This is a genomic window from Galbibacter orientalis DSM 19592, from assembly GCF_000260115.1.
Classification (GTDB): domain Bacteria; phylum Bacteroidota; class Bacteroidia; order Flavobacteriales; family Flavobacteriaceae; genus Galbibacter; species Galbibacter orientalis.
Map to the genome: position 1 here is coordinate 191,795 of NZ_JH651379.1, position 14,622 is coordinate 206,416.

The 14,622-nt window shown below is 36.2% G+C and carries 8 protein-coding genes, 1 tRNA gene and 1 pseudogene; 5 read left to right on the top strand and 5 right to left on the bottom strand.

From position 1 onward, the window contains the following. Positions 1-30: 30 nt before the first annotated feature. The 5 genes and pseudogenes from JOOMADRAFT_RS00915 to JOOMADRAFT_RS00930 all read right to left on the bottom strand — a co-directional run bounded on the left by JOOMADRAFT_RS00915 (position 31) and on the right by JOOMADRAFT_RS00930 (position 5,904). Positions 31-444 carry a hypothetical protein gene (locus JOOMADRAFT_RS00915; RefSeq protein ID WP_008610739.1) on the bottom strand — a complete coding sequence of 138 codons (414 nt, stop codon included), beginning with the start codon at positions 442-444 and terminating at the stop codon, positions 31-33. 246 nt (positions 445-690) lie between these two features. Then, positions 691-1,320: a prolyl oligopeptidase family serine peptidase gene (locus JOOMADRAFT_RS20700; protein WP_394358998.1), complete on the bottom strand. Its 630-nt coding sequence runs from the start codon at positions 1,318-1,320 to the stop codon at positions 691-693. A 291-nt stretch (positions 1,321-1,611) separates the two neighbouring features. Further along, positions 1,612-2,927, bottom strand: a pseudogene (locus JOOMADRAFT_RS20430) (DPP IV N-terminal domain-containing protein); the annotation flags it as partial. Between the two features lie 10 nt (positions 2,928-2,937). Then, entirely contained in the window at positions 2,938-4,323 is a 1,386-nt protein-coding gene (locus JOOMADRAFT_RS00925) for an aminopeptidase P family protein (protein ID WP_008610742.1), read from the bottom strand. Positions 4,324-4,515: 192 nt separating this feature from the next. Then, complete coding sequence (locus JOOMADRAFT_RS00930; protein ID WP_008610743.1) at positions 4,516-5,904, bottom strand: dipeptidase; 1,389 nt, start codon at positions 5,902-5,904, stop codon at positions 4,516-4,518. Positions 5,905-6,082: 178 nt separating this feature from the next. Between JOOMADRAFT_RS00930 and JOOMADRAFT_RS00935 the strand changes: the two genes are divergently transcribed. From JOOMADRAFT_RS00935 to JOOMADRAFT_RS00955, 5 genes are all read left to right on the top strand, one after another. Continuing rightward, positions 6,083-6,164 (top strand) — tRNA-Leu (locus JOOMADRAFT_RS00935). Between the two features lie 382 nt (positions 6,165-6,546). Beyond that, a complete protein-coding gene (locus JOOMADRAFT_RS00940; protein WP_008610744.1) occupies positions 6,547-8,343 on the top strand; it encodes a ParB/RepB/Spo0J family partition protein in 1,797 nt (598 codons plus the stop codon). A gap of 265 nt (positions 8,344-8,608) precedes the next feature. Further along, a complete protein-coding gene (locus tag JOOMADRAFT_RS00945) occupies positions 8,609-9,445 on the top strand; it encodes a DUF932 domain-containing protein (protein WP_008610745.1) in 837 nt (278 codons plus the stop codon). Between the two features lie 127 nt (positions 9,446-9,572). Next, entirely contained in the window at positions 9,573-10,010 is a 438-nt protein-coding gene (locus JOOMADRAFT_RS00950; RefSeq protein ID WP_013073647.1) for a hypothetical protein, read from the top strand. Positions 10,011-10,220: 210 nt separating this feature from the next. After that, on the top strand, positions 10,221-14,621 hold the full coding sequence (locus tag JOOMADRAFT_RS00955; RefSeq protein ID WP_008610747.1) for a CusA/CzcA family heavy metal efflux RND transporter: 4,401 nt from the start codon (positions 10,221-10,223) through the stop codon (positions 14,619-14,621). Position 14,622 lies beyond the last annotated feature (1 nt).

Genomic DNA, 14,622 nt, shown 5'->3' on the forward strand with positions numbered 1-14,622 from the left:
AACCCTGAAAATGTTACACTTTAAATCATTTTAATCTTTTAAAGATTTGATTTCCAATAACTTTAATTTTTTCCACATATTTGGAGTATCTAAAATAATAGCTCTTGTATCCAACAAATAACGCGCTCTCTTTCCTGCATATGCTTTTTGAAGCTCTTGCTCCAAATTCATAATTTCTCCCAATTCCAAATTTTCGTCTCCATAAACTCGATACACCACATGGTCGTACTTCATTACTGGCTGACTCCTAACGTATGATTTTGTATAAGCTTCTACCTCCTCTATATTTAGCAATGTATTATGGACTTTTATCTTCCCTTCATAATTTATAATTGCATCCACATATAAAGCTTTAGAATGCATCAAATCTGATTGAGAATATAGATGGTTTGCTGAAAAAATCAGTAAGAAAAGTACCCCTGATAGCTTTAAAATATATTTCATAATTAATTGTTTCTCAACACACAATCAAAAAATATTCCATAAAAAGGAGTAAACTCCCTCGGAGCAAGCTCACGAAGCACTATAAGGAAAAGCTAAAAATATTTCAACGCAATTCCTTCGGGAAACTCAGGACAGACTTTAGAGCACTCAAATCTCGATTATTGAGTAAATTATCTTGTTCTCGAAACATTAGAACAAGATAATTTACTCCGTTTTTATGAAATATAACTAGCTAAAATTTTAGTCCTATTTATTATGCTCTAATAGATAATTTGTAATTAATGTATACAAATGTCTAGAAGTATTAGCCCCCTCATAAATGCCATGCGAACGATTTGGATATACCATGATGTCAAATTGTTTGTTCTGACGAATTAATTCGTTTATTAAAAACTCCATATTTTGATAATGCACATTATCATCTCCAGTACCATGAATTACTAATAAATTCCCCTCCAAATCTTTAGCATAAGTTACTGGTGAACCTTCTATAAAATCCTCTTCATTTTCTTGTGGCAAGCCCATATAGCGCTCTTGGTATACATTATCATAAAACAACTGGTTTGCAACTGCAGCAACTGCAATTCCTGTTTTATAAATATCAGGATATCTAAACATTAAATTCAACGTCATAGATCCACCTCCACTCCAGCCCCAAACAGCAACATTATCGGTATCAATAAAATCCCATTTTAAAACTTCTTTTGCTGCCAGCGCTTGATCTTTTGTGTTAATAACGCCTACTTTTCTATAAATAGATTTTCTCCACTCACTTCCTTTTAAAGAAGGAGTCCCCCGATTGTCCATTTTTATCACCACAAAACCTTGTTGCGCCAAAAAAATATCATATAATCCAATCCAACTATCTACAGCCATTTGTCCCCAAGGCTCTCCATAAACATTAAAAACAACTGGATATTTTTTAGTACTATCAAAATTTGCAGGTTTTGTAATTCTTCCATCAACGTCTATTCCTTCGGAAGTAGTAACCGTAAAAAACTCGGTAGTAGGCAAGGTAAGCGTTTGTAACTTGTCATTCAATCGTTTGTTAGCTACTAAAGTAATTATGGTTTCGTGCTTTGGCAAACTAATTAAACGTGTAGTTTTAGGACTATTAATATTTGTATGATTATGAATAGCATACGCTCCATTTGGAGCTATATTATAGGTGTTAATTCCTTCATACTCACTAGGAGTAATTTTATGTAACTTTCCTTTTCCATTTAAAGAAACGCTGTACAAATAGCGTTGGGTTGGATTATCTGGCGAAGCACTTAAAAATAAATCTTTATCTGAAACAGCATAAAAAGACGCTACGTCATAATCTCCAGGGGTTAAAAGTGTTTTCTTCCCATTTTCAATATTCACTTTATACACATGTCTCCAACCATCGGTTTCTGTCATTCTTAAAAAGGAAGAATTATTATTTGTAAGCAATAACTTATTCCCATCCCATTGATTAGAAGACACATCTGGATATCCTATATCTACCCATGTATCTTCTGTTTCTGTATATATTTTTTTACTGAATTTGAAGAAGGTTTATAAGTAAAAATATTCAGTTCATTTTGCTTTCTGTTTATCTGCTGAATTAATAAAAGATCACTATTTACCCATTGCATACCTGGAAGATAATGCTGCACAGCATCTCCAGGAATATCAATCCATGTAATATCTTTTGAAACTGTATTTACCACAGCAACCTTTGTGCTGGATGGGTTCTGTCCCACCTTTGGATATTGCACAGGAATAGGCTTTGAGTAAATAGAATCGGTATTATTAATCATATAAAAAGTTCCGATTTCCGAAGCGTTCAACTGCCAAAAAGCAATTAATTTTGCATCTGGGCTCCATGAAAAACCATCACGCATTCCAAACTCTTCTTCATATACCCAATCAAAGGTTCCATTGATAATATCTTTAGTACCATCGGTTGTTAATTGCGTAATGTTTCCCGATTTAAAATCCTCTTTATACACATTAAAATTATGCACATAGGCTACATATTTATTATCCTCAGAAAATTTAGCAAACATCAGAGAAGAAGCTGGGAAATTAGCTCCAATCTGTTTTAACGTATTGTTTTCAAAATTGTAGACCCAATAATCGCCTTTTGTATTAGAGCGCCAAACGCGACTAGAATTTGTGAAAATTAACACTTTACTTTCGTCTGAAGACAAGCTAAAATCTTCTATTCTTAGTGTTTTTTCACTTCCTTCAGGTTTTAATCCTTCCGCAGAAACAAAAACGCTTTTTTCATTATTCTTACTGATGTATTTAATGAGCTGGTCTTCACCAGCATCATTTTTTTCAATAGTTACAAATGCTTCCCCATCAGAGATCCAAGAAATTGAACGCTGATGATCGCTTCTAAATTCCGAAGAATTATAAATTCTATCCAGCGTTAACATTTTATCTTGCTGCGCTACAGCATTGGTGCAAATAAAAATTGCAAGGCAAGAGAGCCAAAAGTAGATTTTCATATTTCTTTATTTAGGCGTTTTTTAATTCTTCAATATCAGCAACCGTTTTTGCTAATGGATTTCCTAGAATCTGACTCCCTTCTTTTGTAATCAAGATATCTTCCTCCACTCGGATTCCCCCGAAATTTTTAAACTTTTCAACCTCCTCATAATTCACAAAATCGGTGTATTTACCTTGTGCTTTCCATGCATCAATCAAAAACGGATTAAAATAAATACCAGGTTCTACTGTAATTACAAAATTTTCTTTCAATGCTTTCCCTAAACGTAGAGACTTTAAACCAAACTCGGTACTTTTTTTCAGGGTATCGGTATATCCAACATAAGGCTCCCCAAGATTTTCCATATCATGAACATCAAGCCCCATCATATGTCCTAACCCACATTGAAAAAACAACGTATGTGCTCCTTTCGCAACAGCTTCTTCTACATTTCCTTTCATCAATCCCATTCCCTTTAACCCTTCAACTAATTTAGTAGCTGCCAAAAGATGTACATCTCTAAAAAGAATACCTGGCTTTAAAGCATCTATAGCAGAGTTATGAGCATTAAGAACAATAGTATAAACCTCTTTTTGAAGAGTCGTAAAACGCTCTGAAGCGGGGAAAGTACGAGTCATATCTCCAGCATATCCCATGCCTGTTTCTGCCCCACAATCGCAAAGCACCAAATCTCCTTCTTTGATCAAATTCTCCGTGGCATGGTTATGTAAATATTGCCCGTTTGTTGTAAGAATAATTGGAAAAGAAATATTCCCTCCGCCACCAATAGCAATAGCTTGAAGATCTCCAGCAATTTGCTTCTCTGTTTTTCCTGCATTTCCATTTTTAATTGCGTAGGTATGCATTTCTGCAGTAATATTTACCGCTTTTGTAATCTCTTGAACTTCTTCAGTTATTTTAATTTCTCGCTGCGCTACAATTGCTTTCGTTAATGCTACAGAAAAAGCCCCTGCAACTTCTTGCACAGGAACATCCAATAATTCACTTAACTGAATAGTGGTTTCCGAACGATAAGGAGGCAAGTAATGAACTTTTGCCTGTTGCTTTCCATTTTTAATGTAGTTTGCAAGTTCGCTAAGTGGTTTTACCTTTTTTATTCCAGCTTTAGCAGCCAACTCTTCAAGTGGAGTTGTTGCTCCAATCCAAACAATCTCCTCTGGAGTTGGATTATTACCAAAAAGTATTTCTTCATCTTTTTCAACATCTATTACAAAATATACATCTGGAATATTAACTCCTGTATAATATAAAAAAGTACTGTCCTGACGGAAAGGGTACCAATTGTCTTTACAATTCATTCCCATTTCCCCATTCCCTGGAAATAACAGTATTCCACTTTTTAAAGTTGACTTTAAATGATTTCTACGAGCTATATATATTTCTTTGGTAAACATGCTTGAAGTTTTTATGAATTTAATTTAACAAATTTGAAGATAATACTGCATTATAGCAACATTTTAGCACGTTAAGGTTAATATAATACCATTAACAGCTAATATTTGCAGAAAAATCTTCTTGTCTTAAAAGAAAAAAGCCACTTATCTAATTGACAAGTGACTTTTATAATTATGATACTCTTTCTGTATTTACTTACTTAATTCTGTAAAATATTTATAGAAATAAGGAATTGTTTCAATTCCTTTAAGGTAATTCCACACCCCATAATGTTCATTAGGAGAATGTATAGCATCGCTATTGAGTCCGAATCCCATTAAAATAGTTTTGCTTTTCAGCTCTTTTTCAAAAAGAGAAACGATAGGAATACTTCCACCACTACGCTGAGGAATTGGCGTTTTTCCAAACGTTTCCTCGTATGCTTTGCTTGCAGCTTGATACCCTAAACTATCTATTGGAGTTACATATGGATACCCTCCATGATGTGGTTTTACCAAAACCTTTACTCCTTTTGGAGCAAGACTCTCAAAATAAGCTTGAAACAGTTCGGTAATTTCTTTCCAATCTTGATCTGGCACCAAACGCATTGAAATTTTAGCATAAGCTTTACTCGCAATTACTGTTTTAGCACCTTCGCCAATATAACCACCCCAAATTCCATTAACATCTAAAGTTGGTCTAATACTTCCACGCTCGTTGGTACTGTATCCTTTTTCTCCATAGACATCTTCAATAGCCAATGCATCCTTATAATTATCTAAAGAAAAAGGAGCTTTAGCCATTTCAGAGCGTTCTTCTACAGAAAGCTCAGCTACTTTATCATAAAAACCTGGCACAGTAATATGGTTATTTTCATCGTGTAAAGCCGCAATCATTTTAGTAAGTACATTTATAGGATTTGCAACAGCTCCACCATATAAACCACTATGTAAATCTCTGTTTGGCCCTGTAACTTCTACCTCCACATAGCTTAACCCACGTAGCCCCGTAGTAACCGACGGCACATCTTTGGCAATCATCCCTGTATCAGAAATTAAAATTACGTCATTTGAAAGTTTCTCTCTATTATTTTTAACAAACCATTCCAAACTTTCTGAGCCTACTTCTTCCTCTCCTTCAATCATAAACTTAACATTACAAGGAAGATTTCCAGTTTGCGTCATAAACTCCAATGCCTTTACATGCATATACATTTGCCCTTTATCATCGCAAGCTCCACGGGCAAAAATCGCCCCTTCTGGATGAATTTCTGTCTTTTTAATTACAGGTTCAAAAGGAGGAGAATTCCATAAATCTAATGGATCTGGTGGCTGCACATCATAATGTCCATATACCAAAACCGTTGGGAGTGTTTTATCTATAATTTTTTCTCCAAAAACAATTGGATATCCTGGAGTTTCGCAAACCTCTACATGCTCACATCCTGCCTTATCTAACGCTTCTTTTACAGCTTCTGCTGTATTAAGAACATCTTGAGAAAATGCAGGGTCTGCACTTACAGAAGGTAACTTTAATAATTCGATGAGTTCTGCAATAAATCGATCTTTATTTGTATCGATATATGACTTTATATTTTCCATGAAGTATTTTGTTGTGAACTCAAATGTACAAAAAAAGAACTTTTTTTAATTATAAAGTTTGATTATTGAAAAATTGAACTATATTTGCACCCACAAAATCACAACGCGGGTGTGGTGGAATTGGTAGACACGCTAGACTTAGGACATAGCGAAATATAAAGTGTTAAAATATTAAAATGCGGGCGTGGTGGAATTGGTAGACACGTCAGACTTAGGATCTGATGCCGCGAGGTGTGGGAGTTCGAGTCTCCCCGCCCGTACAAAAGCCGAAGAGAAATCTTCGGCTTTTTCCATTTAAAAAAATGTCGAAAAAAATGTCAGGTACAACATAGGTACAACATTTTGCTAATTTCAGGGCAACATTTGTATTGATGTCAAATATTTCTATTTGTTATTAAACCCTATTAATTTTCTGGTAAAATAATAAATTCTGCTAAATAGCAACCTTATTACTTCGTAAGGGGGAGTTTATTATCATACAATATAACCGCAATTTAAACTCGTAAAATACTTCCATCAAAAGACTACGGCATAAAGCCAATGCTCTTTCCAACGCTTATTTATTCCGTTTCCTTTTGAGCCAAGATTTTATCTTCCGTTTGGTTTCTGCTCAAATATTGTTTAATCTAAAATTTGAGTATTATGACAACAAAAGTGAGTACCACAAGAAAGAGCGGTAAAAAAATTACGGCCGCCAAGAAAGAAGTCAAAGAAAAATTGACACAAAAAGCGATTGGGCTTCAGATTGAGAACCTATCAATTGCAAAGGTCATTCCCGACCCGATGCAGCCCAGGAAGACTTTTAATGAGGATGCGTTAAAGCAGCTTTCAGAAAGTATCAAAAAGCACGGTGTTCTGCAACCTATTACAGTCCGTAAATCTGGAAACGATTTTATCATCGTAATGGGGGAGCGGAGGTATCGAGCCAGTAAATTGGCCAACAAGAAATCAATTCCGTGTATCGTTTGGGAATACAAGAACAATGATGTTCTGGAAATTCAAATCATCGAAAATCTACAAAGACAGGATGTTGAGCCAACCGAAGAAGCAGAGGCGATTGCTTATTTAAGCGAAAGATATGCGCCTACCGAAATTGCAAAACGGTTGGGAAGAACCGATAACTTTATCAGACAGCGACTTAAACTGGCTGGTTTGATTGAAGGTTTCAAACACTTCGTCCGTAATGGCGAAATGACGATTTCGTTAGGTGCGGGTGTTGCACTTTTCGAACCTGAAGAACAACAGATGCTGTTGGAAACGATGGGCGAAGATTTTAGTGCCCATCAGATAAACAGGATGATAAAAGACCAGACCTATGATTTAGAGAAAGCACCTTTTGAGGTAGCTGATAAAAAATTGGTTTTGAAAGCTGGCTCTTGTGTAGAATGTCCGTTCAATGCTGCAAATCAAGGTAATCTGTTCGGCGATGGTAAAATGGTCTGTACAAAATCAGCTTGTTATGAAACGAAGAAAAGCAAGTCGTTCTTTAATTTGATTGAAAAATCGAAACAAGAGAACATACTGTTAATTCCTGAAATACGACAGTATTGGGCAGACGAGGAAAACAATCAGCTGATTATTTCACAATTGGAAAAGAACGGTTTGAAAGTCTATTTGCTGGATGATTGTGAAATCATAGAAAATCCGATAAAGCCAACAATTGAGGACATCAAGAAAGAATACCAACATTACGATTATTCTGAAGATGAATTCAAAGCAGAGCTGGATGAAGCCTTACAGCACTACGAAAAAGAATTGGAAAAGTACAATTCAGCTAAAGAAAATGAATTTGTAAAAGGTATTGTGTTCCATCCTGAAACATACAGACACAAAGAAGTCTTTATAAAGATTGTTGAACAGTCCAAAAATGAATCGACAACGTATTCCGCACCATTGGCCAACAGAAAAATGGCAGATTGCACCCCTGAAGAACAGATAATTAAAATCAACGAAAGGGAAATCCGAAAGAAGCAAATAGAGAACAACAAGCAGTTTGAAGAAGTTGTTGAGATGATTAGAGACACCAAATACATTGATACGAAGAAAACACTTTCGGTGGATGAAATGGTAGCGTTCTCATTGACGTTGTATGAAAACAATGTAGATTATGTTGGAAGACAAAGATTCTTTTCAAATTTATTGGGCAATACATCAAAGATGACAGATGAAGAGATTGTTGAGAATTTCAAAAAGAAGTTTAAAAAGGAAATCTTTCATAAGTTGATACGGTATATCCTAACAAAGCAAGTGCATTTTGGCGAAAGCAATCACGTTAATAATTTGACTAATATTTCATTCTACAATGCGATGCAAGGTTATTACAAGTCCAAGATTGATGGCATCGAAAAAGAATATGCCGAAAAAAGAAACAAGCGTGAGGAACGTTTGAAAGAGCGAATAACAGTTCTTGAAAAGCAAATTCAAGGATTGAAACAGTAGCTTTTGTTGTTTGAAGAAGGATTGGCATTCGTGCTGGTCCTTCTTCTTTTTTTATAATAGACACTTGGTTAATATGGTCAAGGAATAGAGAGAATAATCAATCAATAGTAGCGCAAAGGTAAACTCGTAAAATACACCCATCTAAAGACTACGGCATAAAGCCAACGCACTGCCCAACGCTTATTTATTCCGTTTCCTTTTGAGCTGAGATTTTAGCTTCCGTTTTGGTCAAGCTCAAATATTGTTTAATCTAAATTCAAAAGTTATGTATTTACAAAATTTGCAACAGGATGAAATCTTTGTTCCATCAGAAATGAAATCCTTAAAAACTCTGACACAGATGGAATCCCGACGAGGGCTTGAAAATGCCATCATTTCAAATGGGAAGATTGTTAATGTAGTATCGAACAGTTACGGACACATTCCAAACCAATTGTTCTTCAAGAAAACTGAAGAAATGTTGATGGATGCACAACTGAACTTTCACAAGCGCACCATCAACAAAAATGATAGGTCGTTCATTACCGACTTTATCATAGACGATAAAAGTCAGTTTACCGTCAAGAACGATAAGGACGTGATACTGCCAATGCTACGGTTCAAAAACTCGTATGACGGTAGTGAAAAGACTTCTGGACACTTCGGATTTTATAGAGAAGTATGTTCCAATGGTTTGCACGTTTCCCAAGCCGAAATCGAGTTTTCTATAAAACACAGTAAGAACAATACACATCTTATTATGCCACGACTGAACAATCTCTTTGATAAATTTCTGGACAACGAATTTTACACCATTACCAAGAAATTCGACAAGATGAAGGAATTTAAAATCATCGATACACAGGAATTTGTTAAGGCAATTCTTGACAGAACGAAATTGTTCAGATATGAATGTAGCGACAAGAACAGCGACCCGTCGAAAAAATCTCGTGAGGTCATCGAAATCTTAAACTATGAAGCCTTATTGCTCAATGAAGAACCAAATCTTTGGTTAGGTTACAATGCGTTTAATTCAGTACTTCATAATGTTTTGAAGAAAAGCTTTGGCCAACAAGAACGGTTGGATAAAAAACTGTTCGACGAAGTCTATGCAATGGCATAAAGCCAAAAGGTTCATCCAGTACCTTAAACTGGATTTTTTCTTTTTTTAAAGCGGTTTTAAAAATTCCTAATTAACTTAGTTGAACGCTAATTTTCACAAATAAAAAATAATGGTATCTTTGTATTTAATGCAAAAACCAAATAAAATAGCGGCATTTTTCTTTCTAGGCTTGTTTAGCCTAATGATGCTACATCAAGTTTTTCCGCATTTACACCATCAGCACGAGGATTCTCATTCACATTTAGATATTGCCCATACTGGCGAGGACAATCATCACGATGATAGTTCCCAAGAGAAAGAAGATTCACCTTACGGGTTTTTTGGGTTCGTTATGGATATGCATACCCATACCACGGTGTCCAGCGATATAGTCTTACTTGAAAGAAATACAATCGAGAAAAAGACCGTTGTTGACAAGGATGTTCTAGAGAGTGTTGTTGAAACTAAAGGATTTTTTTCAGTTGAATATAGGCAAAATAGTAAACAGCCTGTTTATTATCCGCCCAATAATTATTTCAATTCTTATCTTTCATCCCTCGACTCAAGAGGCCCACCTACCTGTTAACCCCACTTTAGTTTAATAAAATTAGACAGATATATTAATAGTATCTGCAAATTTATTATGCTTTGGTAATAGCAAGCTTCGCTTTAATTACCATTTTACCATATTTATTTTTCAAGAATTAATCCTTGGTTTTGTATAACTCAAATCCATAGATAGCCTGTATGGTATTTTCATTTTTATTATTTACGACTTAAAAATATTTTAAATATAATGTTAGACAAAATCATTGCATTTTCGATAAACAACAAACTTGTTATCGGATTATTTACGCTGGCACTTATTGGATGGGGCTCATATTCGCTTACACAATTACCCATAGATGCCGTGCCAGACATCACAGACAATCAAGTTATGGTTATTACCATATCACCCACTTTAGCGGCACAAGAAGTAGAACAATTAGTTACGTTTCCCGTAGAGCAAACAATGGTTAGTATTCCTGGTATTAAGGAGATGCGTTCCTTTTCTCGATTCGGGCTTTCTATAGTAACTATTGTTTTTGAGGAAAGTGTAGACTTATATTGGGCAAGGCAGCAAGTTCAAGAGCGATTAACGCAGGCTGCCAAAGATATTCCTGAAGGCATCGGAAAACCTGAAATGGGACCCGTAACTACAGGGTTGGGTGAAATTTATCAATATGTAATTCATACCGAAAAAGGATATGAAGATAAGTATGATGCTACCGAATTAAGAACTATACAAGACTGGATTATCAAAAGACAACTATTGGGAACACCTGGAGTTGCAGAAGTGAGTGGTTTCGGTGGGTTAGTGAAACAATATGAAATTGCCATAGACCCAGATAAACTTCAAAGTATGAATGTTACTATTGAAGATATTTTTACCGCTCTGGAAAAAAACAATCAAAACACGGGTGGCGCTTATATAGATAAAGGTCCTAATGCCTATTTTATTCGGAGCGAAGGACTTGTGAACAATTTACAAGAATTGGAGAAAATAGCTGTTAAATTGAATAATGGGACACCTGTACTTATTAGGGATGTTGCAAAAGTGCAGTTTGGTCACGGTGTGCGCTATGGAGCGGCGACTCGAAATGGAGAAGGCGAGGTTGTTACAGGAATTGTAATGATGCTAAAGGGAGCAAACTCTTCCGCAGTTATCAATGATGTAAAAGCTAAAATCGAACAGATTAAAGAAACTTTACCCGAAGGCGTAACCATTGAGCCTTATCTAGATAGGAAAGGTTTGGTGGACCGCGCAATAGGGACTGTAACAACTAATCTTACAGAGGGTGCATTGATAGTAATTTTTGTATTAATCCTCTTTCTTGGAAATTTAAGAGGTGGTTTGATAGTTGCTTCGGTCATTCCGCTCTCAATGCTTTTTGCAATCGCGATGATGAACCTTTTTGGAGTATCCGGAAACCTAATGAGTTTGGGCGCCATAGATTTTGGTCTTATTGTAGATGGGGCGGTAATAGTTGTTGAATCTGTGATGTTTGGAATTCATACCAGTAAAAAGAAGTACGCAGGCGTTGAAAAGTTATCATCCAAACAAATGGATACCGAGGTAAGGCACTCTGCTGGAAAAATGATGAATTCCGCTGCCTTTGGGCAAATCATAATTCTAATAGTTTATGTGCCTATTTTGGCTTTGAGCGGAGTTGCAGGAAAAATGTTTCATCCAATGGCTCAAACGGTAATGTTCGCTATTCTTGGAGCACTGATTTTATCGCTTACCTACGTTCCAATGATGTCTGCCCTTGCACTGGGTCGCAAGACGGAACATAAACGGAATTTTTCCGATAAAATGATGGATTTCTTTCAGCGTATGTACCAACCTATTTTAGAAGCTGCCTTACGCACAAAACTATTGGTACTTGGATTGGCAATAGGATTATTTGTTATAACGCTAATAGTTTTTGCCAATATGGGTGGTGAGTTTATTCCGCAATTGGACGAAGGAGATTTTGCGGTTGAAACCCGAGTACCTGTTGGAAGTTCCATCGACCAGATGATTGATGTTTCTCAAAAGGCGCAGACCATATTATTACGTGAATATCCAGATGAAGTGAAGCAAGTTGTAAACAAGATTGGTTCGGGGGAAATACCAACAGACCCAATGCCCATTGAAGCAGGAGATATGATGGTTATTTTAAGCCCAAAATCGGAATGGACAAAAGCTAGCGGAAGAGAAGAACTGGCAGCAGTGATGAAAGAATCCCTGTCCATTATCCCTAATGCTACTTTTAGTTTTCAACAACCCATACAAATGCGTTTCAACGAACTTTTAACAGGTGCTAAACAGGATGTTGTCATCAAAATTTATGGCGAAGACCTCAATATACTTTCAGATTTGGCTGGTAATGTTGGGAGCAAAATAAAATCGGTGGAAGGTGTTGAAGATTTGTATGTTGAAGAAGTGACTGGACTACCACAGATTAATATCCAAATGAACCGTGATAAGATTTCTCAATACGGAATGAACATTGAGGATGTAAACAATGCTATCGAAACTGCGTTTGCGGGTACTTCGGCAGGACTCGTTTATGAAGGGGAACGTAGATTTGACCTTGTTGTACGGTTGGACAAGAACTATCGAACCGATATTACCGATGTACAAAATTTGTATGTGAGTACACCACAGGGAAATCAAATTCCATTAAGTCAGGTGGCCAACATTTCATTTGAACCAGGACCTGTACAGATTCAGCGTGACAACGCCAAACGTCGAATTATTGTTGGCTTCAATGTACGTGACAGGGATGTACAAAGTATAATTGAGGACATCAAGCAAATTATGAATTCGAAGGTTGATATGCCAGCAGGTTATTATGTAACCTACGGTGGTCAATTTCAAAACTTGCAAGAGGCTAATCAACGGTTAATAATTGCTTTACCAATAGCATTGTTGCTGATTTTAGTACTGCTGTTTTTTACTTTCGGTTCAATGAAACAAAGTTTGCTCATTTTTACGGCAATCCCTTTATCAGCGATAGGCGGTGTCTTTGCACTAATCATAAGAGACCTACCTTTTAGTATTTCAGCTGGAATCGGATTTATTGCCCTATTTGGTGTGGCAGTTCTAAATGGAATCGTACTGGTGGCTGAATTCAACAGGCTTGATAAAGAAGGTGTAAGCGATATTTATGAACGCGTCATTAAAGGAACTCGTGTGAGATTGAGACCTGTGTTAATGACAGCTACCGTAGCTGCTTTAGGTTTTTTACCTATGGCATTGTCAAATTCATCAGGTGCAGAGGTACAGCGCCCATTGGCAACTGTAGTTATTGGTGGATTGATTACGGCGACCGCATTAACGCTAATCGTTCTTCCAGTCTTATATATTTATTTTACTGATAGAAAGGCTAAATTCAATTTTAGAAGTAAGAAAATTGTTACCACTTTAATCGTGATTGCTGGTCTATTCTTTCCGGCAATGCAGCTACAAGCACAAGAAACAAGTATGGTGCAAGAACGTGAAATTACGTTGCAGCAGGCTATTGAAATGGCACTTAAAAACAATAACCGTATTAAAATCGCTCAATATGAAATAGAGGTTGAAGAAAAAGGAAAATACGGTGCTATAACTATTCCCAGAACAGAATTTACATATCAAAATGGCGAATTTAATACGCCAAAAGTAAAGGATAATCAATACGGAGTTACACAGCGAATCAATTTTCCTACGGTTTATACCAGTCAGTTTAAACTCGCAAAAGCAAGAGTTAGTAGCAGTAAACAACTAAAGGTTATAGAAGAAAATGACCTGATTGCGGATGTAAAAGCTGCCTATTTCAGAGTTGTGTTTTTAATGCAGAATAAACAATTGTTGCAGCGTCAAGATAGTCTATATGGCAATCTCAACCGTTCAAGTTCGATGCGTTATGAATCTGGCGAATCCACAAAATTGGAAAGTGTAACCTCGGCAACGCAATCGATGCAAATAAAAAACAAGCTTCAACAAAACGAAGCCGATATGAGAATCGCCGAAAAGCAACTTCAGGTAGTTTTGAACACAAACGATGAGATTACTATTACAGATAGTGAATTGGTTCGTCGTGAAATAGATTTAGATATTGAAAGGCAGTCTGTGGAGCAAAGCCCGTTTTACGTTTATTTAAAACAACAGTTGGAAGTAAGAAAACGAGAAACCAATGTAGAAAGGAATAAAGTGTTACCAGATATTATGTTCGGTTATAATAGCCAAACATTTAATGGGGGTCAAAATAGCGGTTTAGCAAACTCAAATTTTAATGACGATGACCGATTTTCATTCTTTCAAGTAGGTCTTTCAATTCCCATTTTTCCTGGTGGACATCGAGCCAAAATTCAGGCGGCCAAAATCGAAGAGGATATTGCCCAATCTCAAATTGAGTTGAACAAAACCCAATTGCAAGGGGAACTTCAAAATTTATTGCAGGAATATTACAAACTTCAGGGTACTTTAGATTACTATCAAAATGAAGCCCTGCCACAAGCGGAACTTATCATTGATAATTCAGAAAAGAGCTTTAAAAGCGGTGATGTTTCCTATACGCAATACTTGCAAAACCTCACTTTGGCGAATAGTATCCAAACAGAGTATCTAAACACACTATATCAATATAATCAGTCCATCATAGTAATCGAAGCCTTATTGGGCTTGTAAA